This is a genomic window from Streptomyces canus, from assembly GCF_001514145.1.
GTDB classification, from domain to species: domain Bacteria; phylum Actinomycetota; class Actinomycetes; order Streptomycetales; family Streptomycetaceae; genus Streptomyces; species Streptomyces canus.
In genome coordinates this window covers 288657-311170 of sequence record NZ_KQ948657.1, presented here as the reverse complement: position 1 = coordinate 311170, position 22514 = coordinate 288657, and the positions used below count along the sequence as shown (strand labels likewise).

Below are 22514 nucleotides of genomic sequence, written 5' to 3'. Positions count from 1 at the left end.
CCGAAAAAAACGAGCGGCGCCCGCCCGCGTCGGCCTGCGACGATCACCCCCATGACCTCCCACCGCACCCGCACGTTCGAGGACCTCGTCGCCGAGGGCGCCGCCGTGCCCACCGAGGGCTGGGACTTCTCGTGGTTCGAGGGGCGGGCCACCGAGGCGCGGCCCTCGTGGGGGTTCGCCCGCTCCCTCGGTGACCGCCTGGCCGGTGCCACCGCCTCGCTCGACATCCAGACCGGCGGCGGCGAGGTCCTGGACTTCGCCCTCGGGCAGGGAATCAAGACGCCCCTGCTCGCAGCGGCCACCGAGGGCTGGCCGCCGAACGTCGTCAAGGCCACCGCGCTGCTGCGTCCGCGCGGCATCGTGGTCGTCGCCGCACCGGAGGACGCGCCGCTGCCCTTCGCCGACGCGACCTTCGACCTGGTCAGCAGCCGGCACCCGGTCAACCCTCAGTGGGCGGAGATCGCGCGCGTGCTGCAGCCCGGCGGCACGTACTTCGGCCAGCACGTCGGCCCGCGCAGCGTCTTCGAACTCGTCGAGTACTTCCTCGGCCCGCAGCCGGAGGCGCAGAGCTCGGACCGCCACGCCGACCGCGAGCGCGCAGCCGCCGAGGCCGCCGGACTGGAGATCGTCGACCTGCGCGCCGAGCGGCTGCGGATCGAGTTCCACGACATCGCCGCCGTCGTCCACTTCCTGCGCAAGGTGGTGTGGATGGTCCCCGGCTTCACCGTGGCCGAGTACGAGCCCCGGCTCCGGTCCCTGCACGAGCGGATCGAGTCCGAGGGCTCCTTCGTCGCGCACAGCAGCCGCCATCTCCTGGAGGCCCGTAAGCCACGCGTCTGACGTTCACGGCTGCGGATGGATCCGAGATAGCCGCAAATCGGGCAACTGGTGCATCGGGTGCCGATCTGCCTGGCATTTCCATGGTCTTCACGGGGTTTCCACATCGTTATCCCAGGCGGCTCGCATCCGGGCTGTGGCTGACATAAATTCAATGCGAGGCAATTCGCGCCGGCAAAGCTGCGCGGTGGCACCGCGCAGAGGAGGGGGCTGCGCGGTGCCGCGCCCACTTCCCGGCGTCAAAGAAACGTTCCGACCCGGAGTCACCCGCTTGGGCGATGCCTCACGTCTCCATGATTCCGCCGTGATTCGGCCACGAAACCCCCATGAGCAGGCCTTCAACGGGTCATCGCGCCGTTGCCGCCCGACTCCGGAGAGTAGTTGTGGCACGCCGATGCACACACCAACCCTCACGAAGGGTTATGGTGGAACCCCCCCCTCGGGCCGGTCCGTCTCCCCCCCACGGACCGGCCCGTTTTTTTGTCGCGCGGACCAGGACGCTTCGTCCCGCCGGCCAGGGGCCGCCCGCCCGAAGGGCTTTCACGGCTCCGCCGCGCCGGCGCCACCGGCCCCCACAACGCGTGGGAGCGCACGGACGGATGGCCCCCCGGACGCCGGGCATGCGGCACTCCCCGGTACGCTCTAGCCGCGGGGACCGCCATCCGTCAAAGGGGCTGACAATCACGTGAACCTGCGCGACAAGCTGCGCGGCCTGCTCGTCAGGCTCTACGCACGCCGGGTGGAAGGCCACCTGGACCACGCCCAGGTGCCGAAGCACATCGGTGTCATCGTGGACGGCAGCCGGCGCTGGGCGAAGGCGGCCGGTTCCACCCCCGTCGACGGCCACCGCGCCGGCGCGGAGAAGATCGAGGAGTTCCTCGGCTGGTGCACCGAGACGGACGTCGAGGTCGTCACCCTCTGGCTGCTGTCGACGGACAACTTCAACCGCCCGCCGGAGGAGCTCGGCCCCCTCCTCGGCATCATCGAGGACGTCGTGCGCACCCTCGCCGCCGACGGCCGCTGGCGGGTCCACCACGTCGGCACCCCCGACCTGCTGCCCTCCCCGATGCAGACGGCGCTGAAGGAGGCGGAGGAGTCCACGGCCCACGTCGACGGCATACTCGTCAACGTCGCCATCGGCTACGGGGGCCGCCAGGAGATCGCCGACGCCGTACGGTCGATGCTGCTGGACGCGCACGACAAGGGCACCTCGATGGAGGAGCTCGCCGAGGCCGTCGACGTCGACATGATCGGCCGCCATCTGTACACCGGCGACCAGCCCGACCCCGACCTCGTGATCCGTACCAGCGGTGAGCAGCGGCTGTCCGGCTTCATGCTGTGGCAGACCGCCCATTCGGAGTACTACTTCTGCGAGGTCTTCTGGCCGGCCTTCCGCAAGGTCGACTTCCTGCGCGCGCTGCGCGACTACGCGGCACGCCACCGCCGCTACGGCGGCTGACCAACTTCTTCGGGTACCCCGTTCGGGGCGGAAGTGTCGCGTTTTCAGGGCGATACCCCCAGATCCCCAGGAGTTCACCAGGGCGTCGTCACATGAGTCGGCATGGCATCGCTTGTTCGAGGGCATAAGCCAGTCAGGTCGATGCCCGAACCACGGGTGTCGGATCTCAGCGGACGGCACGGGGCCGTCCGCCCGGGAGGCCCCTTGCACCAGCTCGACCGTGCGGTCACAGCACGGAAGAAGCAGTGGAGGGCCGGTTCCCGGTCCGTGCAAACGGGCCGACGACCGGTCCAGCTCCACTCCGTCGCTCCCCGACCTCATCCGAGGGGGTACGTCCTTCCGTGGTGACCAGCACAAAGCGCCGCATGCCTGACCGGCGCACCTATGTTCTCGACACCAGCGTCCTGCTGGCCGACCCGAACGCCCTGAACCGCTTCGACGAGCACGAGGTCGTGCTCCCCATCGTCGTGGTCACGGAGCTGGAGGCCAAGAGGCACCATCCCGAACTCGGCTACTTCGCCCGGCAGGCCCTGCGGCTGCTCGACGAGTTCCGGGTCCGGTTCGGTCGACTCGACGCCCCCATCCCGATCGGGGAACTCGGCGGGACCGTCCGTGTCGAGCTCAACCACTCGGACCCCAGCGTGCTGCCGTCCGGATACCGCCTTGGTGACAACGACTCCCGCATCCTCGCGGTCGCCCGCAACCTGCAGGCCGAGGGGTTCGACGTCACCGTCGTGTCCAAGGACCTCCCGCTCAGGATCAAGGCGTCCTCGGTCGGACTCCTCGCCGAGGAGTACCGCGCCGAGCTCGCCATCACGGAGAACTCCGGCTGGACCGGAATGTCCGAGCTGACCCTGCCGGGCGAACAGGTGGACATCCTCTTCGAGGAGGGCCACGTCTACGTTCCCGAGGCCGCCGACATCCCCGTCCACACCGGGCTGACGATCCACTCGGAGCGCGGCAAGGCCCTCGGCCGCGTCTCGCCCGAGGGAAACGTCCGTCTGGTGCGCGGCGACCGGGAGGCGTTCGGAATCAAGGGGAGGAGCGCGGAGCAGCGCATCGCGCTGGACATCCTCCTCGACCCGGACATCGGGATCGTGTCCATGGGCGGCCGGGCCGGCACCGGCAAGTCGGCGCTCGCGCTGTGCGCGGGTCTCGAGGCGGTCCTGGAGCGCCGCCAGCACAAGAAGGTCATGGTCTTCCGTCCGCTCTACGCGGTCGGCGGCCAGGAACTGGGCTATCTGCCGGGCTCCGAGTCCGAGAAGATGAGCCCGTGGGCGCAGGCGGTCTTCGACACGCTGTCCGCGGTCACCAGCCGCGAGGTCATCGAGGAGGTCACCGCACGCGGCATGCTCGAGGTTCTGCCGCTCACCCACATCCGCGGCCGCTCGCTCCACGACGCGTTCGTGATCGTGGACGAGGCGCAGTCCCTGGAACGGAATGTACTTCTCACCGTTCTGTCCCGAATCGGCGCGAATTCACGGGTCGTTCTGACCCATGACGTGGCCCAGCGGGACAATCTGAGGGTCGGTCGCTACGACGGTGTGGTCGCCGTGGTGGAGAAGCTGAAGGGGCACCCCCTCTTCGCCCACGTCACGCTGACGAGGTCCGAGAGGTCCCAGATCGCGGCCCTTGTGACCGAAATGCTCGAAGACGGCCACATCTAAGGCAATCGGCCAGATCTGAGCAAAGCTGGGGTATCCAGAGCCAGTTGGCGCCGTCCGGAAAGGCCAAGAGCCTAGCCGGGCGGCGCCTTCGCGTGGTGCTGTTTCTCGAAATCCCAGGGCCCAAACGGGATGTGAGCTTTCACACGCAACTCAGAATTGCCACCCGGCGTCCGGTTACGGCAGAGTCTCATTCCTGTCAGGCCCCGCATACGACACACCTGTACCCCCAGCGGTACGGCACCACAGCAACACCACCAACTCCACAGCGTCGTCGTATGCCGCCCGTGCACCATGCGGCGCTCCCCGCGAGGGAGTTGCCCACCGGGCCCGTGCCTCCCGTGACCCCGTTAGTTGGGAGGCCAGTGTCTAGGGGCACGATTGCGTCCGCCAGGGTCACCGAAGCGGGCGATGCTGGAAGGAAACCGTGTGAGCCCGATTTCGGTCCGGGGATTCGCAGTGGCCTCCGCCACCGCGGTCACCGCTGTAGGAAGCGTTGTCGGAGTTGCCTCCGGCAGTGTCGCGCAGCCGAATGACGCAGAGGCGACGGCAGCCGGCACGACGCTCCTTGCGGACATCCCCGCGGGTGAGCAGGCTCAGGTGCAGACCGCGTCCCTCACGCAGCAGGCCGACACCCAGGCCATCGCCGCGGACGCGAGCGCCAAGAAGGTCGCGGAGGAGTCGGCGCGCAAGGCCGCCGCCAAGTCCGCGATCGAGAAGAAGGAGGCCGCCGAGAAGGCGGCCAAGGAAGCCAAGGAGCGCGCCGAGGCCAAGGAGAAGGCCAGCAGGAGCTCCTCCAGCTTCCCGGTCCAGAGCTCGTACACCGTCGCGCAGATCCAGTCGATGGCTGCCTCGATGGTGCCGAGCGGGCAGTTCCAGTGCTTCAGCAACATCGTGGACCACGAGTCCAGCTGGAACTACCGGGCCGTCAACGCCTCCTCCGGTGCCTACGGTCTCTTCCAGGCCCTGCCGGGCTCCAAGATGTCGTCGGTCGGCTCCGACTGGCAGACCAACCCGGCCACCCAGATCAAGTGGGGCCTCAACTACATGGACAGCCGGTACGGCAGCCCCTGTGAGGCCTGGTCGTTCTGGCAGGCCAACCACTGGTACTGAGCGCGCCCGGCTCTCAACCTCGCGAAGCCCCTCCCCGTCCTAGGGGGAGGGGCTTTTGCCATGTACGGTCGGTCCGGACGACTCCAGGGGGAGTGGTGAGGAGAGACGGGGGAAGAGGACGGATCATGTCGCGAGTGCCAGGGTGGCTCGGTCGGGTCGGTACCCGGCTGACCGATATGGGTGAGCGGTTGGACGAGCGCCGCGCGGAGGTGGCCCGCGAGGAGGCCGAGGCCGACGCGGCCGAGCCGCCTGCGCGCCGGCCGAAGAAGCCGTCGGGCGTCGCCTCGCGCGCGCCCGTCGTGCTGGTCCCCCGGCCCGATCCGGCGCAGGCCGTGCCGTGGGGCGTACGGGTCGCCGCCGAGGCCGGCTGGCGGCTCCTGGTGCTCGCGGGCACCGTCTGGGTGCTGATGCGGGTCATCAGCTCCGTACAGCTCGTCGTCTTCGCCTTCGTCGTCGCCCTGCTCATCACCGCGCTGCTCCAGCCGACGGTGGCCCGCCTCATGCGGCACGGCGTCCCGCGCGGCCCCGCCACGGCTCTCACCGCGATCCTGGGCTTCGTCGTCATCGGCCTGATGGGCTGGTTCGTGACCTGGCAGGTCATGGAGAACATCGACGACCTCTCCGACCAGATCCAGAGCGGCATCGACGACCTGCGCAACTGGCTCCTGAAAAGCCCCTTTCATGTCACCGACAAGCAGATCAACCAGATAGCGAAGAACCTGCGGGAGGCGGTCGGCGCCAACACCGACCAGATCACGTCCGCGGGCCTGGAGGGCGTCCAGGTCGTCGTGGAGGCGCTCACCGGCATCCTGCTGACCTTCTTCTCCACGCTCTTCCTGCTCTACGACGGCCGGCGCATCTGGGCGTGGACGCTGAAGCTGGTCCCCGCGGCCGCCCGGCCCGCCGTGGCCGGCGCGGGACCGCGCGCCTGGCGCACCCTGACCGCCTACGTCCGCGGCACGGTCCTCGTGGCCCTCATCGACGCCGTCTTCATCGGTATCGGCATCTACTTCCTCGACGTCCCCATGGCCGTCCCGCTGGCCGTCTTCATCTTCCTGTTCTCGTTCATCCCGCTCGTGGGCGCGGTGGCCTCCGGAGCGCTGGCGGTGCTCGTCGCGCTGGTCACGCAGGGAGTGTTCACGGCGGTGATGACCCTCGCGGTGGTCCTCGCCGTCCAGCAGATCGAGGGCCACATCCTCCAGCCGTTCATCCTCGGCCGCGCGGTGCGCGTCCACCCGCTCGCGGTCGTCCTCACGGTCGCCACGGGCGGCATGGTGGCCGGCATCGGCGGCGCGGTGGTCGCCGTACCGCTGGTGGCGGTGACGAACACGGTGGTGAGCTACCTCAAGGCGTACGCCGAGGAACAGTCGGCGCCACCCGAGATCGAGGACGAGGTCGTAGCCGACGAAGAGGGTCCGGCGGAACCGCCCCCGGACCCTGAAAAACCTGCCTCGGATTCGGTCAAATGAGCGCCGAACACAGTGCTTTGAGCTCCCCGCGAATTCAACTTCCGTCAACTAGCGGCAGGTAGGAAACCCGCCCCCGGAATATGCGCCCGGACTGATACACATTCCCTCCTCAGCGCTACGCGTCAGGCGTATGTGCGAGGCGGCGGGGGGTGTGATGTCGGGCCACGAACACCTGGCACAGGCCCTGGCCGCGTGCGGCCGTGACGGCTTCACCGGAGAGCTGCGGATCACCGGGACACCCGGTGGCACCTTCCACTTCGGGGACGGCCGGGTGGTCGCCGTGGAGTCGCCCGGCGCCCCGGGACCCGAGGCACTGCTGCTGCGCTCCGGGCGGGTCAGCGGCGAGCAGTGGGCCGAGCTGGTGCGGGAGTCCGGCGGTTCGCGCTGGCCGGCCACCGCGCTCATCGCGCACGGCTACGCGGGGGCCGCACAGCTGCGGGTGGTGTGCGCGCTGGCCCTGCACGACGCCGCGTTCGCGATGGCCGCGGGCCGGGTGGAGGACTGCGAACGCCGCGCCACCGCGGAGCCGTTCGCGCAGGTCCCCCTGGGTGAGCCGCCGCTGCGGCTGCTGCAGGACGCTATCCGCAGACTCACCGCCCTGGCCGCACTGCCGCACCCGGTGCACCCCGATCGCGAACGGCCCGTGCCCTCGGGCACGGACAACGGATCCGGGGCCCTGCGGCGCGAGCTGCTCACGCACGCCGACGGTCGCAGTACGGCCCGCGACCTCGCCTTCCGGGTCGGGCGCGGTGTCTACACCGTGACGGTCGAGGTCGCGCGCATGCTCGAGGAGGGGCTCCTGGTGTGCGCCGGACCGGCCACGCCCATCGCGGTCCGCTCTCTTCCCGACGGCGACGAACTCCGGCCTCGCACGCCCACGCCCGTGGAGCAGCTCCCGTCCCCGACAAGGACCGATCTGCCCCGCCGAAAACCCGGCAGCTTCTTCCGACTCCGGAACGGAATGCCCAAATGAAAAAGCCGATCAGATGTGAACAGAATTAGGGGAGTTGAGTACATGGATCACCAAGCCCTGGCGCTCGAAATGCGTGGTCTGCGCGAACAGGTCACCGGAATCACCGACACCGCGGTCGCCGCCGCGGACGGACTGCTCATCGCCGCGGACACCGCCGACTCCATCGACCCGGAGGGCCTCGCGGCGCTCGCCGCGGCCGGCCTCGGCCTGGCCCGGCGCACCGCCGGGGCGACCGCCCGCGGCGCGCTGCGCCGGACGGTGACGTACGGCAGCCACGGCTGCGCCGCCTTCTACGCCGTCGGTGACACCGCCCTGATGGTGGTGCTCGGCGACGAGGGCATGGACGTGGACCACCTGCACCGGGCGACCCAGCCGACCCTGAACCGGATCGGCTCGATCCTCACCGACAAGGCGACCGAGAAAGCGCCAGAAGGAGTCTGAAGGGATGGCGACGAAGCGTATGACCTCAGGTTTCTCCGACCAGGTGATGGGCCTGGTCAAGTCCCTTCGCACCGACGCCCCCGACTGTGTGGCGTCCGGTGTCGTCGACATGTCCACCGGCATGCTGCTGTCGTACGAGACCGTCGAGAACCACCCGCCGGAGGTCCTGGACCTCCTGGCGGGTGCGACCCTCGACCTGTTCCAGGGCCGTACGGTCGTGATGATCGAGGACGTCTTCAAGGAGCGCCGCGGCGTCAGCAGTGACAACCACTTCTTCCAGGAGATCCTGGTCAACAGCGAGAACCTCACGCACCTGTTCGTGCGGCTGAGCGAACAGCAGGACGTCGTGGCCGTGGTGGTCTGCCGCAAGTCGGTCAACGTCGGCATGCTGTTCGCCCAGGTCCGGCGGGTGGTGAAGGAGTACAGCCTCTAGGGCCCGGTGGACGGCCGGCTGCGGGCGGTCACTCCGTCCGCAGCCCGTCCGGCCGCATCAGCCTCAGCAGCGGCGGCAGGCTCAGCACAGTCACCACCAGGACGACACCGGCGCCCACGCCGGTCATCGACAGCACGCTCGACCAGTCCACGCGCACCGAGGTGTCGGTCATCTTCAGCAGGACCACGCCCAGCGTCAGCCCCACCCCCGACGCCAGCAGCAGACCGAGCCCGACCGGGATCGCCGTCTGCCACAGCACCGACAGGCTCAGGGTGCGCCGCCTGGTACCGAAGGCGACCAGCGCCGACAGCAGCCTCCTGCGCTCACGCAGCTGCTCCAGCTGGGAGACCAGCAGGCTCGCGCCGATCAGCGCGAGGACACAGACGGCGCCCACGAACAGGCCGGTGCGGATGGAGGAGTAGCGGTCGTTGCTCTCGGTGGACACCCAGGTCATGGGCTCCTCGTACGGGTTGATCCGGGCGGCCGTATTGCGGACGTAATCGCGCGCGTCCGGCAGAGAGTCGTCCACCCGCACATAGATCTCTCCGCGCACCCCCGCCGCGGCCTGTGCCGGGAAGGCGCCCGGGGTGAGCAGGATTCCGCCGCGCCGGTAGCCCGTCGGGTCGGCGATGGACTCCGCCTGCTTGACGGCCTTCGGGACCGTCCAGGCGACCGAGGTCTGCTTCTCCGCGGCCTCGGAGGTGTCGAAGTAGAGCTTCTGGCCGGGCCGGGCCGTCACGTTCGACTCGTCGTCGGCGTTCTGCCTGTCGGTGTCGCCCTCGCCCGCCGCCGGCGCGACATGCGAGACGAAGACGTCGCCGTCGCGGCAGGAGGGCAGCTTGGCCACCTCACGCAGGGACGTGCAGTCGGCGACGGTCACCCGGGCCCAGCTCGCGTCTTCGCCCGAGCCGTCGTTGACGTAGCCCTCGTCGAACGCGTACACCTGCCGGACGCCCTTGGTCGCGGCCAGTTCCTTCGCGGTTGCCGCGAGCGCCTTCCCCTTCGGGACGGTCACCTGCATCTGCGCCCGCGAGATGTCGTAGCCGGTGTCCTTCGTGTAGTCGCTCGAGGTGCCCGCGAACAGCATCTGCAGCGCGATCGCCCCGGCCACCGCCACCGCGATGCCGTTGACCATCCGGGCCGCCGTGCCGCTGCTCAACTGGAGCCTGCGCACGGCCAGTTGCCAGGAGACCGCGCCCGCGCCCAGCCGGGCCACGACCGCCTCGACGATCCACGGCAGCAGCGCGGTCACACCGACCAGCAGCAGGATGACACCGCCGCTGACGAGGTACTGGTTGAAGTCGCCGCCGTCCCGGCCCTGTCCGACCATGGGGTACAGCATCCCGAGCCCGGCCAGCGGCAGCAGCAGCCGCCACCACAGCCTGCGTCGCGCGGGCTTCGCCGTACGCACCACGCCGAGCGGCTCGATCACCACGCCCCGCAGGGCGAGCAGCGTCACCAGCACGGCCGCCGCGGGCACCGCGACCGCGACCAGCAGCGCCAGCAGCGGCGAGGGGTTGAGATAGCTCGGGAACACGCTCTGCCCGAACACCTCGACGGAGCCCGCCACTTCGCGGCCGATCAGGAAGAACCCGGTGCCGAGCACGAGACCGAGCACCGAGCCCGCCAACGCCTCGCCGGCGGCGATCCGCCGGGTCGAGCGGCCGTCGGCGCCCACCAGACGCAGGGCCGCGAGCCGCCGATCGCGCCGCTCGCCGCCGAAGCGCGCGGCCGCGGTGATGAACACGGCGACCGGCATCAGCAGCACCACGAAGACGACCAGGACCAGCAGCACCAGCACCGGGTCGGAGTCCGACTCGGTCGGGTTCGGGTTCCCGTACTTGTCGATCCGGCTGATCCCGGCGCCGTTGATGTCCTGGGCGGCGAGCCCCTCGGCCCCGCGGTAGAAGGCGAGTTCTTGGGAGCCGATCAGCCCGCTCTCGGCGATCGTCCCGGCGATCCGGTTCGACAGCCGCTCCCGCAGCAGCTTGCCGTCCTCGGACTCCAGCAGTTTCTTCAGCGCGGGGGAGACGACCATCTCGCCGACCGCGGGGAACTTCGCGACCCCGGGCGGCAGGGGCGCCTTCGGCCCCTCGGGCTCCAGGTCCCGGCCGCGGATGTCGGTGTCCCGGAAGGTGGTCGACGCGTTCCCCGAGAGCAGGGTGTCGTCGGCCTTCTTCTTCTCCTGCCCGTAGTTGATGTCCGCGCGGGCGTCGCCCCGCTCGTGCCGGACCGCCAGGGCGCTCGGCAGCGCGGTGGTCAGCAGCAGCAGCGCCACCCCCAGGCCCACGCCGACCGCGGTCAGCAGCGCCCGGACCCACCCCTCGCGTCCGCCCGCGAAGGCGAACCGGACCCCCATGGCGAGGTCTCGCCACCACTGCCTGAGACTCATACGACCCGCTCCATGTCCCGGGACTTCCCGTCCCGTACGACGATCTCGCGGTCGGAGTAGGCGGCCACCCGTGCCTCGTGCGTGACGAGCACGACGGCCGCGTTGGTGGACCGGGCGGCCTCGGTGAGCAGGTCCATGACACGCTCGCCGTTGAGGGAGTCGAGCGCGCCGGTCGGCTCGTCGGCGAACAGCACGCGCGGGTTGGTCACCAGGGAGCGGGCCACGGCCACGCGCTGCCCCTGACCACCGGACACCTCACCGGGCCGCTTCTTCCTCAGGTCGTCGACCTCGAGGCGTTCCATCCAGCCCAGCGCCGCCTTCTCGGCCTCCTTGCGGGACGTGCCGTTGAGCCGCAGCGGCAGCGCCACGTTCTCCACGCAGGTCAGCTCGGGGACGAGCTGCCCGAACTGGAAGACGAACCCGAACTCGGAGCGCCGGAGCGCACTGCGCTCGGCGTCGTTCATCGTGGCCATCTCCCGGCCGTTGTAGGTGATCGAGCCCGAGTCGGGCGTGACGATCCCGGCGAGACAGTGCAGCAGGGTCGACTTGCCCGACCCGGAGGGGCCCATCACGGCGACGACCTCGCCGGGGTGGATGGAGAACTCGGCGCCGTCGAGCGCGACGGTCGGACCGTAGGTCTTGCGCAGCTCGTCGGCCACGAGCAGGGAACCGGCCGGGGTCACTTGACCACCACCTCCGCGAGCTTGTCGAGACGCGCGGCGGTGAGCTCCAGCCAGCGCAGGTCGGCTTCCAGATGGAACAGGGCGTGGTCGCAGATCAGCTGGTCGGCGAGGTCGCCCTTGCGCTTGCGGTCGGTGAGGATGCGCATCATCCGCAGGTGCTCGGCGCGCTGGTTGTCGAGGATGTCGCCGGCGTTCCGGTGCGTGAGCAGCGCGAGGACGACCTTGGTGTACAGCGTGGACTGGAGATACGGCTCGGGCTTCTCCGGCGTCGCGAGCCACCGCTGGACGTCGGTGATCCCGGCGTCGGTGATGGCGTACCGCTTGCGCTCGGGGCCGCCGCCGGGCTCGATCCCGTCGACTTCGACGAGCCCGTTCTTCAGCAGCCGCGACATTGTCGAGTAGACCTGGCCGTAGTGCAGCGGCCGGTCATGACCGAACTTCTCGTCGAAGGCCCGCTTGAGGTCGTAACCGTGGCGGGGCCCGGACTCCAGGAGCCCTAGGAGGGTGTGACCGATGGACATGGGGAGGACTGTACATGCGGTGTATACCCACCATGTATACGCAGGGTGTTTAGAGGGGATCGGGACGTGAGGAGCCGCAGGTGAGGGCCGATTGTCACGGTTGTGCTACGCGTCTTCTGGCGGCCGTTCTCTGGACGGCTGTTCTTTGGGTGGCCGTCCCCGGCGCGGCAGCGGCCCGGTGTCGCCGGGAAGCCGGCCGGTCTCCTTCAGGGCCCGGCGCAGCAGGAACTCGATCTGCGCGTTCGCCGACCGCAGCTCGTCCCCGGCCCACCGCGCCAGCGCCTCGTACACCAGCGGGTCCAGCCTCAGCAGCACCTGCTTGCGCTGCTGAGGCCGCCGCTCGGGGGAGCCCCCCTCGGAAGGTGTCGTCACTGGTAAAGGGTCCCAGTGTTGAGTACGGGCTGCGGAGCGCGGTCACCGCACAGCACGACCATCAGGTTGGACACCATCGCCGCCTTGCGCTCCTCGTCCAGTTCGACGATGTCCCGCTCGGTGATCCGGGCGAGCGCCTCCTCGACCATGCCGACCGCGCCCTCCACGATCTGCCGCCGGGCCGCGACGACCGCGCCGGCCTGTTGCCGCTGGAGCATCGCCGAGGCGATCTCCGGCGCGTAGGCGAGGTGGGTGAAGCGGGACTCGATGATCTGCACACCGGCCGACTCCACGCGCGCGTGCAGCTCGGTGGCGAGCTTCTGCGTGATCTCGTCGGCGTTGCCCCGCAGGGAGAGCCCGTCCTCCTCGTGGGCGTCGTAGGGGTACTCGATGGCGATGTGCCGTACCGCCGTCTCCGTCTGGGTGGCGACGAACTTCACGAAGTTGTCCACCTCGAAGGTGGCCTGCGCGGTGTCCTCGACCTTCCACACCACGACCGCGGCCAGCTCGATCGGGTTGCCGTAGGCGTCGTTGACCTTGAGGACGGCGGTCTCGTGGTTGCGGACCCGGGTGGAGACCTTCGTGCGGGAGGTGAAGGGGTTCACCCAGCGCAGGCCGTCCTGGCGGATCGTGCCCTTGTACCGCCCGAAGAGCTGGACCACCCGGGCCTCGCCCGGCGCGACCGTGTTCAGGCCGCGCAGCGAGATGAGCGCCACGATCAGGACGAGGGCGCCGCCGACGGCGAAGCCGGGGCTCTCCCCGCTCGCGGCGAACAGGAACACGGCGAGCAGCAGCCCGACCAGGCCCAGCAGCAGCGCGAGCGCGCCGCCGATGCTGTGCGCGGCGAACTCCCGCACGCGCGGAGCGGGCATGTCGGGTGCGTCGGCGATGGGTGCGGATTCTTGCGCGGACATGGAGGGTCCCCCCGTTTCGAGTCTAGCTCGATGTTATCTAAGTGATAACACTTTAACCCGTCTCGGCAACCTTGACACCCTCTCGGAGGTCTGGTTCCGAGGAGGCGGGTGCTGATTCTCACGCCCCCCGAAGGCCCGATCGAATGTCCTGTGTCATATGGACCGGTGTTAGCTTTCTGAGCTGACCTGTGCCACGAACCTGTGTGGCCGCCGATGAGGAAGCGGAGCGAGTCGACCCATGGGACGAGCGGAAGAGAGAAGAGCACGTCAGCGCGGTGGCCGCCGCGCGGCGCCGCCCACGCGCTCGTCCGGGACGCCGAGCGAGGGCATCGCGCCGGGCGGCAGGGCCGCGGCGCGCAAGGCTGCCGCCCGCGGTAAGAAGGGCGCCAAGAAAGGTAAGAGCGGCATACGCCGGCTCTTCACCTGGAAGAAGATCCTCGGCGCCTTCCTCGGCTTCTGTCTGCTCGGCATCGGCGCCTTCATCGTGATGTACATGATGATCGACGTGCCCAAGGGCAACGCGGCCGCACAGAAGCAGAGCAACATCTACGAGTACAGCGACGGCTCGGTCATGGCCCGCGTCGGCGACACCAACCGCGAGATCGTGGATCTCGCGGAGGTGCCCAAGCCCGTCCAGCGCACCTTCGTGGCGGCGGAGAACAAGTCCTTCTACACGGACTCCGGCGTCGACCTCAAGGGCACCGCCCGCGGTCTGCTGAACACCCTGTCCGGCAAGGGCAAGCAGGGTGGTTCCACGATCACCCAGCAGTACGTCAAGAACTTCTACCTCGACCAGGACCAGACCGTCTCGCGCAAGCTGCGGGAACTGGTCATCTCGTTGAAGGTGGACCGCACGACGTCCAAGGACGACATCCTCGCGGGCTACATCAACACCAGCTACTACGGCCGGGGCGCCTACGGCATCCAGGCCGCCGCCCAGGACTACTACCGCGTCGACGCCAAGAAGCTCAGCGTCGCGCAGGGCGCGTACCTCGCCGCGCTGCTCCAGGCCCCGAGCCAGTACGACTGGGCGGTCGCCAGCAAGACCGGCAAGGAACTGGTGACGGCGCGCTGGAACTACGTCCTGGACAACATGGTCGAGCAGGGCTGGCTGGACAAGGCCGAGCGCGACGACATGACGTTCCCGGTGCCCAAGCCGCCGAAGGCCGCCCCCGGTCTCGAGGGCCAGAAGGGCTACCTGGTCAAGCTCGCCAACCAGCAGCTGGAGAAGCAGCTGGTCAAGACGCAGGGCATCACCCAGGACGAGGCGGAGGCCCGGGTCGAGAACTCGGGCTGGACCATCACCCTGAACATCGAGAAGAAGAAGCAGGCCCAGCTGGAGAAGTCCGTCAAGACCCAGCTGATCAGCAAACTGGACCCGAAGAAGCGGTCGGTCGACAAGAACGTCCAGGCCGGTGCCGTCTCCGTCGACCCCAAGACGGGGAAGATCGTGGCCCTGTACGGCGGCCAGGACTACACCAAGCACTTCATCAGCAACGCCAACCGCACCGACTACCAGCCCGCGTCGACCTTCAAGCCGGTCATCCTCGCCGCCGCCCTGGAGAACGCCTCCGAGACGCAGGGCGGCAAGGCGATCGGCGCGAACACGATCTACGACGGCACCAGCAAGCGCCAGGTCGTGGACAGCAACGGCGACAAGGTCGGATTCGCCCCCGAGAACGAGGACGACCACAACTACGGCAAGCAGGTCACCGTCCAGACGGCGATGAACCAGTCCATCAACTCCGTCTTCGCGCAGATGGGCGTCGACGTCGGCATGGACAAGGTGCTGGCGACGGCCACCAAGCTCGGCATGGACACCGGCAAACTGAGGCCGCTGCCCGCCTACACCCTGGGCACCATGGGCGCGAGCCCGATCCAGATGGCGGCTGTCTACGCCACGCTCGACAACCACGGCAAGCAGGTCACGCCGACCATCATCAAGTCGGCCGAGCAGGGCGGCACCGAGACCCGGATGCCGGACCCGATCGGCGAACAGGTCATCAGCCGGGAGGCCGCGGACACGGTGACCTCGGTACTGACCGGCGTGGTCGCCGACGGTACGGCGAAGGTGTCCGTGGCGGAGAACCCGGCCCGCGACGGCCGTAAGGTCGCCGGCAAGACAGGTACCTCCGACGACAACCTCTCGGCCTGGTTCAACGGCTTCACTCCGGACCTGGTCACCTCGGTCGCTCTGTTCGGCGAGGACGCCAAGACCGGCGCCCAGACCAAGATGTACAAGACCGCCGGCCTTCCCCGTGTCAACGGCGGTGGCTTCCCGGCGCAGATCTGGGCGGCGTACACCTTCGGCGTCGCGGCCGAGAACAGCAAGTTCGACCTCGACACCGACCAGGGCGCAGCGGTTCAGCCCACCTGGACCCCGAGCCCCTCCGTCTCCCGGTCCGAGACGCCGTCGTCGACCCCGACCACGGAGAAACCGTCGGAGACGCCCTCGGAGACGCCGTCGGAGACCCCCTCTCAATCCCCCCCGTCGCAGTCGCCGTCGCAGTCTCCGCCGACCGGCGAGCAGAGCACTCCGGTCGAGATAACGACCTCACCGGAGAATCCGTTCGACCCGAACAACGACCAATAGCGAACAAGAAAGGGGCGCCCGGTGACCACCGGGCGCCCCTTCTCGCATGTCAGAGGTGCGTCAGCTCCTGTTGAGCTCGAACCACACCACCTTGCCGGTGCTGAGCCGGGTCGCTCCCCACCGCCGGGCAAGCCGGTTGACGAGGTACAGCCCTCGCCCACCCTCGTCGGTGGCCCGGGCCTGCCGCAGCCGCGGCAGTTGCGGCACATCGTCCCCGACCTCGCACCGCAGCACATCGGTGCGCAGCAACCGCAGCGTCACCGGCCGGGTCGCGTACCGCACCGCGTTGGTGACGACCTCACTCACCAACAGCTCGACGGAGTCGGTGAGATCCTCCATGCCCCAGCGGGACAGCGCCCGCCGCGCGAGCCGCCGCGCACGTCCCGGCGCCGCGTCCTCCGGCTCCAGGAACCAGTACGCCACATCACTGGGCGCGATCCCGTCGAAGCGGGCCGCGAGCAGCGCGATGTCGTCGTCCCGGTCGCCCGGCCCGAGCATGTCGAGCACCTCGTCGCACAACGCCTCCAGCGGCGGCGGATGATCGGGCCCGGTGAGCTGAGCGGTCGCGGCGAGCTTCTCCCGCAACTGCTCTATCCCGGTCCACACGTCCCGCAGCCGGGACTCGACGAGCCCGTCGGTGTACAGCAACAGCGTCGCCCCGGCCGGCGCGTCCAGCTCCACGGCCTCGAAGTCCACGCCCCCGACACCGATCGGCGCGCCCGGCGGCACCCGGAGCACCTCGGCACGGCCGCCCAGGTGCAGCAGCACCGGTGGCGGATGACCGGCGTTGGCGATGGTGATGCGGTGCGACACCGGGTCGTAGACGGCGTAGAGGCAGGTCGCCATACGGTCCGTGCCGAGCCGCTGCGCCTGCTCGTCGAGGTGGTGCAGCACCTCCTGCGGGGGCAGGTCGAGCCCGGCCAGCGTCTGTGCCGTGGTCCGCAACTGACCCATGATCGCGGCGGACGTCATGGAGTGGCCCATCACATCACCCACGACCAGGGCGACCCGGCTGCCCGGCAGCGGGATCGCGTCGTACCAGTCACCGCCCACCCGGGCCGTCTCGGCGGCGGGCAGATAGCGCGACGCCAGCCGCACTCCCGTCGGCCGCGGGAGCGTCTCGGGCAGCATGGTGCGCTGCAACTCGTCGGCGATGTACGCCTCACGGCCGTACAGAACGGCCTTGTCGATGCCCAGCGCGCTGTGCGTGGCGAGCTGGGCGGCGACGAGCAGGTCGTCCGGGTCGAAGGGGATGCGGTCGGGGCGGCGCAGGAACAGCGCGGCACCGATGACCCGGCGCCGGCCGCGCAGCGGGGCCAGGATCGTCCGCCGGCCGGTCGGTACGGCGAATTCGCCGCCCTCGCCGAGCAGCTCCGGCAGCGCGGCGCGGGCCGCGGGCGTGTCCGTGAAGACCGGACGCACCCCGCGCAGCACCTCGGCGAGCGCGCTGCCGGGCTGCACCTCGCACAGCTCGGTGCCGAGGGCGTCCAGTTCGGTCGGGTTCTCCGGCACCGGCACCGGCAGGATGCCGTCCTCAAGGTCCCGTTCCTGCTGCGGAATCCGGTCGCTGCGCCGCAGCCGGAGCACGAGGGGGCCGGTGGGCCGCTCGTCGCCGACGGGCAGCGGGTCGCGCAGATAGACGAGGATCGCGTCCGAGAAGGTCGGCACGGTCGCCCGGCACAGACCCATCACGATCTCGTCCAGGTCGATGCCGCGGGCGATCCGGCGGGTCGCCGCGCCCACGAAGCGCAGCCGGTCGCCGTCCCGCCGCATGGGCGTGGGCCGGCCGGGGACCGAGCCCTGTCCGGTACGGCGTTCCTCGCCGCTCTGGGGCCGGTCCTCCTCGGCGCCCGGCTGGACCGGGACGCCTTCGGGTACGGGCCGCGGACGATGCGTGTCCTGCTCGGCGGCGGCCGGCTGGGAGTGCTCGGGGCCGGTACCGGCCGGATTCATGCCCATGTCCTTGTGGTTACCGGTCCTGCCGGTCGTACCGCTGCTGCCCTCGACGACGGGTGCCGCGTCCGGCGTGGGGTCACCGGAGCGGGCCTGGACGGGTAAAGCCGTCGCCGCCTCGACGCCCTGGGCGGACGGTGGTGCCGGGGAACGCAGGAGCGCCCCGCGGGGGTCCGTGGGGTCGACGCCCGGCTGAGGGCGTTCGAAGGAGGTCGGGTGCTCCGTCACGCGTGTCGAATCCGTCCGTCCGGGGCTGCACGCCGTGCGCACAGTTGGTCCCGCCGAAATCCCGATACCCGGAATACGTGTCCCAGGAACGGAATTCCCGCGTGGTCAGGGGCTGTTCCTGCGTTTTTGGTCAACTTTCCGCGGCCCGTAACCGTGTTGCCCTCATACCCCACGCTCACGTCCTGCCGCCCCTCGGTGACGATCGGTCAAGCCCAGTGCCCGCTCCGGTAGTTGCCGCTGCGCACTCTTGCGGAGGACGATCCTACGTTTGCAGCCCGGGGGCGCATCAAGGGTCTCATGAGGACAAGTGCGCGGGCATACGGTCCCAGTCTTCCGGAAGAAGCGGCACAGTCCAGGACGGATCGGGCCGCCAGTCGGGCCAGCCGTCCGAGAACGGCGGGCCCCAGGCACGGATCACCTCCACCGCGGACCGCCCCGCCTCCCTGACCCGTTCGGCCAGGTCCGGGCCCATCAGCCCGTCCTGCTGGGCCTGCGCGAACTCGTCCTCGTCGCGCCACTGCCAACCGCGGTCCGGATCCACGGTGATGTCCAGGAAGTGATCCTCGGAGTCCACCCCACCGGCCCACCGCGCCAGCGGCTCCTCGAGGTTCACATACCAGTTCTTGAACCGCCAGCCCGGTTCCCAGAACAGCCACACCGACCACGGCAGCCCCGGCCGCGCCAGCTTCAGCACCCCGGTGCCGAACCAGCGGTCCCGCTGCACGGAACGCGGCTTGGTGTACCGCGACTCCAACGGCTCGGCATGCACCGACGTGCCGTCGGCCAGCACCGGCTTCACACACTCGGTGCCCGGTGCCAGCCACACGGCGAGCAGGTCCTCGTCATCGCGTACGACGGTGACCGGACGGGCGATGTGCACGTGCGCGCCGGCGTTCTCCCGGTAGCGCCACAGGATCTGACTCCCGGGCTCCCAGAAGTGCGCCGTCGTACCCGCTTCCACCGCTCTCACCGCTCCACCGTCTGCCATGACCAGATATTAGGTGCCATAGGCATACGACGCTGCGGTGCGCGTCACGGTTCACCCCGGGGCGGGGAAAGGTTACGGCCGTGTCATCCGCAGGACATCCAGCGCCTCGTCGAGCTGCTCCACCGTGAGATCGCCGCGTTCGACATAGCCGCTCTCCAGCACGACCTGGCGGATCGTCTTCAGCTCCGCGAGGGCCTTCTTGGCGACCTTCGCGGCCTCCTCGTACCCGATGTACCTGTTGAGCGGGGTGACCACGGAGGGCGAGGACTCGGCGTACTCCCGGGCGCGTTCGCGGTGCGCGACGATCCCGTCGACGGTCCGGTCGGCCAGCAGCCGGGAGACGTTGGCGAGCAGCCGGACCGACTCCAGGACGTTCTTGGCGATGACCGGCAGCATGACGTTGAGCTCGAAGTTGCCGGCCGCACCGGCGGTGGCGACGGTCGCGTCGTTCCCGACGACCTGGGCGGCGACCATGAGGACGGCCTCCGGGATCACGGGGTTGACCTTGCCGGGCATGATCGACGAACCGGGCTGCAGGTCGGGCAGGGAGATCTCCGCGAGCCCGGTCCTGGGTCCGGAGGACATCCACCGCAGATCATTCGCGATCTTCGTCAGGCCGACCGCGATGGTCCTGAGCTGCCCGCTGGTCTCGACGATCCCGTCCCGGGCGCCCTGCGCCTCGAAGTGGTCCCGCGCCTCGGTGAGCGGCAGCCCGGTGGTGCGGGCGACCTCCTCGATGACGGCGGCGGAGAAACCGGGCGGGGTGTTGATGCCGGTGCCGACCGCGGTGCCGCCCAACGGCAGTTCGGCGAGCCGGGGAAGAGAGGCCTGCAGCCGCTCGATGCCGTACCGCACCTGTGCCGCGTACCCCCCGAACTCCTGACCCAGGGTCACCGGGGTGGCGTCCATGAGATGGGTCCGCCCGGACTTCACGACATCGGCGAACTCCTCGGACTTGCGGGCGAGGGCCGTGGCGAGATGGTCGAGGGCGGGGATCAGATCCCGGGTGACGGCGGCGGTGGCGGCGATGTGGATGGAGGAGGGGAAGACGTCGTTGGACGACTGGGAGGCGTTGACGTGGTCGTTGGGGTGCACGTCACGGCCGAGCCGCTCGGTCGCCAGCGTCGCGATGACCTCGTTGGTGTTCATGTTGGAGGAGGTGCCGGACCCGGTCTGGAAGACGTCGACGGGGAAGTGCGCGTCCCAGTTCCCGCGGGCCACCTCGTCGGCCGCCTCCTGGATCGCCTCCGCGACGTCCTTGTCGAGCACGCCCAGCCGCGCGTTCACCTTCGCGGCCGCCCCCTTGATCCGGGCGAGGGCCTCGATGTGCGCCCGTTCGATCCGCTGCCCGGAGATGGGGAAGTTCTCCACGGCCCGCTGGGTCTGGGCCCGCCACCTGGCGTCCACCGGGACACGGACCTCGCCCATGGAGTCGTGCTCGATGCGAAACGCCTGTTCCTGTTGCTCGTCGGCCACTGCCGATCACCTCCGTCGTGGTCAGCGTCCGTGACCGCCGGGGCTATTCCTGCCGCAGGTCGTTGGACCGATCACTCCGCTGATCTGGTGCTTTTTCGGTGGTTGGCGTTGAAGCGCGCCTTCTTCTGACGATTCCCGCATGTGTTCATGTCACACCATTTGCGGGTGCGGCTCTGGCTGGTGTCGAAGAAGGCGGCTTGGCAGGTCGGCGAGGCGCACAGGGCCAGTTTTCCGTCTCGTTCGCCCGCGATGATGCTGATCGCGTCGGCGGCGATCACGCCGAGGGCGTCTTCCACACGGGAGGCCGAGCTGAGCCGCCATCGCCGCTCGCCCTCGGGCGTCAGGATCGCCGCGGCCCGACCCTGAACGCTGCGGTCGTTGATGACCTGGACGGCAGGCGCGGGGAGCGTGTCCCGGATCGCGGCCGCTGTCGCGGCGGCGTGGATCGACTCCCGCAGTTCCCGGGCGAGGTCGAGCTGGGCAGGGGTGCAGGAGTCCACGGCGAGGCCGTTCACCGCCAGCCAGTCGACGAGTCGGTGCGGCGTGGGAATGCGCTCCACAGCGTCGCCATGACGCTCCGACAGAGTCCCCGTGAAGCTGGTCGCCAGCACCTTGCCGAGGCGGAAGTCAGGGAAGTCGGCGCGCATGGAACCACCTTAGCTGGTTGCTCACCGGCAGGAAGACATGTCACGCTGGAACCGTCTTAGACGGTTCCACGATGGCCAGGAGGTCTCATGTCCCGTCCGACCAGCGCCGTGCAAGCATGTGAAGCCCGCGCAACCGACGCCGACCTCGACGACCTGCGCGCGCGACTGGCCGCCGCGCGACTACCGGAGGCCGAGACGGTCCCTCGAGCCGCGCCCGGCCGTCGCCGATGGGAACAGGGCGTTCCGCTCGCCGACCTCGTCGACGTCGTGAACTACTGGCGCACCGGGTACGACTGGCGGTCGTTCGAAGAGCGCCTCGACCGAATCGGCCAGTTCCGCACGACCATTGATGATCTGGGAATCCACTTCCTGCACCGCCGATCCGCGCGCGCGGATGCCACTCCTCTGATCCTGACGCACGGCTGGCCGGGCAGCATCGCGGAGTTCGTCGATGTCGTGGACGAGCTGGCAGATCCGAAAGACGCGGACGCGCCGGCGTTCCACGTCGTCGTCCCATCGCTACCGGGCTTCGGTTACAGCGACAAACCGGCCACCACCGGGTGGGGGACCGAAAAGATCGCGGCCGCGTGGGTGGAACTGATGGGAAGGCTCGGCTACAGCAAGTTCGTGGCCCACGGCGGCGATTGGGGAGGCAATATCACCACGGTTCTCGGCGGCAGATTCCCGGAGCAGGTTCTCGGCATCCACACGTTGTTCGCGGAGGCGCCGCCCGGGCTGACCACGGACGGGCTGACGGCGGTCGAGCGCAAGTGGACCGAGGAAACCCGCGACTTCTGGCGCCACCGAGCGGCGTACGCGAAGCAGCAGGCGACCCGACCGCAGACCATCGGCTACTCGCTCGTCGACTCACCGATCGGGCTTCTCGCCTGGATCCTCGACAAGTTCGCCGAGTGGTCGGACACCGAGGACAGCCCGTTCGAGACGATGTCCATGGACAGGGTCCTTGACGACGTCACCCTGTACTGGCTGACGCGGACCGGCGCATCGGCGGCCCGCATCTACTACGAAAGCCACAACTCGCTGGACCCCGACCTTCGGGTCGACGTCCCGTCAGCCATCACCATGTATCCCCGCGACATCGAGAAGTCTCCGCGCCCCTGGGCACAGGAGCGGTACCGACAGATCGTCCGATGGAGGTCGCCCGAAGCCGGGGGACACTTCCCGTCGCTGGAGGTTCCCGGGTATTTCGTCAAGGACCTGCAGGAGGGCCTCACCGCAGTGCTGACCGCCAACCGGTGAACGCAGCAACAGACCCCCCGGCGTCCGCCGAGGGGTCTGGACACTTTTACCGGGGCCGCCGGTCGCCGGGCAGCGGATCCGGCGTCGTCCAGATCCTG

At 69.5% G+C, this 22514-nt stretch carries 19 protein-coding genes; 10 read left to right on the top strand and 9 right to left on the bottom strand.

Annotated features, from left to right (window positions below):
* Window positions 1-51: 51 nt before the first annotated feature.
* From AQJ46_RS06225 to AQJ46_RS06190, 8 genes are all read left to right on the top strand, one after another.
* Complete coding sequence (locus tag AQJ46_RS06225; RefSeq protein ID WP_059204637.1) at window positions 52-840, top strand: methyltransferase domain-containing protein; 789 nt, start codon at window positions 52-54, stop codon at window positions 838-840.
* A 682-nt stretch (window positions 841-1522) separates the two neighbouring features.
* Complete coding sequence (locus AQJ46_RS06220) at window positions 1523-2296, top strand: isoprenyl transferase (protein WP_059204636.1); 774 nt, start codon at window positions 1523-1525, stop codon at window positions 2294-2296.
* Window positions 2297-2637: 341 nt separating this feature from the next.
* Complete coding sequence (locus tag AQJ46_RS06215) at window positions 2638-3963, top strand: PhoH family protein (protein WP_057609974.1); 1326 nt, start codon at window positions 2638-2640, stop codon at window positions 3961-3963.
* 426 nt (window positions 3964-4389) lie between these two features.
* Window positions 4390-5073 (top strand): aggregation-promoting factor C-terminal-like domain-containing protein, encoded by a 684-nt coding sequence (locus AQJ46_RS06210; RefSeq protein ID WP_225887257.1) that lies wholly within the window; start codon window positions 4390-4392, stop codon window positions 5071-5073.
* Window positions 5074-5198: 125 nt separating this feature from the next.
* Complete coding sequence (locus tag AQJ46_RS06205) at window positions 5199-6542, top strand: AI-2E family transporter (protein WP_059204635.1); 1344 nt, start codon at window positions 5199-5201, stop codon at window positions 6540-6542.
* Window positions 6543-6696: 154 nt separating this feature from the next.
* Entirely contained in the window at window positions 6697-7515 is an 819-nt protein-coding gene (locus AQJ46_RS06200; protein WP_225887256.1) for a MarR family transcriptional regulator, read from the top strand.
* A 42-nt stretch (window positions 7516-7557) separates the two neighbouring features.
* The gene (locus tag AQJ46_RS06195; protein ID WP_059204633.1) at window positions 7558-7956 is read left to right on the top strand and encodes a roadblock/LC7 domain-containing protein; all 399 of its coding nucleotides are present in this window, start codon (window positions 7558-7560) and stop codon (window positions 7954-7956) included.
* A 4-nt stretch (window positions 7957-7960) separates the two neighbouring features.
* On the top strand, window positions 7961-8389 hold the full coding sequence (locus AQJ46_RS06190; RefSeq protein WP_057609978.1) for a hypothetical protein: 429 nt from the start codon (window positions 7961-7963) through the stop codon (window positions 8387-8389).
* Window positions 8390-8417: 28 nt separating this feature from the next.
* Here the strand turns inward: AQJ46_RS06190 and AQJ46_RS06185 are convergent, their stop codons facing one another.
* The 5 genes from AQJ46_RS06185 to AQJ46_RS06165 form a co-directional block, all read right to left on the bottom strand.
* A complete protein-coding gene (locus AQJ46_RS06185; RefSeq protein WP_059204632.1) occupies window positions 8418-10781 on the bottom strand; it encodes an ABC transporter permease in 2364 nt (787 codons plus the stop codon).
* Complete coding sequence (locus AQJ46_RS06180; RefSeq protein WP_057609980.1) at window positions 10778-11464, bottom strand: ABC transporter ATP-binding protein; 687 nt, start codon at window positions 11462-11464, stop codon at window positions 10778-10780. The genes AQJ46_RS06185 and AQJ46_RS06180 overlap by 4 nt, the downstream gene beginning before the upstream one ends.
* A complete protein-coding gene (locus AQJ46_RS06175) occupies window positions 11461-11985 on the bottom strand; it encodes a PadR family transcriptional regulator (protein WP_059204631.1) in 525 nt (174 codons plus the stop codon). Before AQJ46_RS06175 ends, AQJ46_RS06180 begins: the two co-directional genes overlap by 4 nt.
* A 105-nt stretch (window positions 11986-12090) precedes the next feature.
* Complete coding sequence (locus tag AQJ46_RS06170) at window positions 12091-12357, bottom strand: hypothetical protein (RefSeq protein ID WP_059204630.1); 267 nt, start codon at window positions 12355-12357, stop codon at window positions 12091-12093.
* The gene (locus tag AQJ46_RS06165; RefSeq protein ID WP_059204629.1) at window positions 12354-13271 is read right to left on the bottom strand and encodes an SPFH domain-containing protein; all 918 of its coding nucleotides are present in this window, start codon (window positions 13269-13271) and stop codon (window positions 12354-12356) included. Before AQJ46_RS06165 ends, AQJ46_RS06170 begins: the two co-directional genes overlap by 4 nt.
* Before the next feature lie 238 nt (window positions 13272-13509).
* Between AQJ46_RS06165 and AQJ46_RS06160 the strand changes: the two genes are divergently transcribed.
* Window positions 13510-15864, top strand: coding sequence for a transglycosylase domain-containing protein (locus tag AQJ46_RS06160; RefSeq protein WP_059204628.1), 2355 nt, complete (start codon window positions 13510-13512; stop codon window positions 15862-15864).
* A 60-nt stretch (window positions 15865-15924) separates the two neighbouring features.
* Here AQJ46_RS06160 and AQJ46_RS06155 read toward each other — a convergent pair whose 3' ends face one another.
* The 4 genes from AQJ46_RS06155 to AQJ46_RS06140 all read right to left on the bottom strand — a co-directional run bounded on the left by AQJ46_RS06155 (window position 15925) and on the right by AQJ46_RS06140 (window position 21156).
* Window positions 15925-18045, bottom strand: coding sequence for a SpoIIE family protein phosphatase (locus AQJ46_RS06155; protein ID WP_059204627.1), 2121 nt, complete (start codon window positions 18043-18045; stop codon window positions 15925-15927).
* A 295-nt stretch (window positions 18046-18340) separates the two neighbouring features.
* Window positions 18341-19033, bottom strand: a complete 693-nt coding sequence (gene fomD / locus AQJ46_RS06150; protein ID WP_208616889.1) for a cytidylyl-2-hydroxypropylphosphonate hydrolase — start codon at window positions 19031-19033, stop codon at window positions 18341-18343.
* Window positions 19034-19105: 72 nt separating this feature from the next.
* Window positions 19106-20509: a class II fumarate hydratase gene (locus AQJ46_RS06145; RefSeq protein WP_079072150.1), complete on the bottom strand. Its 1404-nt coding sequence runs from the start codon at window positions 20507-20509 to the stop codon at window positions 19106-19108.
* A 71-nt stretch (window positions 20510-20580) separates the two neighbouring features.
* Window positions 20581-21156, bottom strand: coding sequence for a CGNR zinc finger domain-containing protein (locus AQJ46_RS06140; protein ID WP_059204625.1), 576 nt, complete (start codon window positions 21154-21156; stop codon window positions 20581-20583).
* An 87-nt stretch (window positions 21157-21243) separates the two neighbouring features.
* Between AQJ46_RS06140 and AQJ46_RS06135 the strand changes: the two genes are divergently transcribed.
* Window positions 21244-22416 (top strand): epoxide hydrolase family protein, encoded by a 1173-nt coding sequence (locus tag AQJ46_RS06135; protein ID WP_059204624.1) that lies wholly within the window; start codon window positions 21244-21246, stop codon window positions 22414-22416.
* Window positions 22417-22514 lie beyond the last annotated feature (98 nt).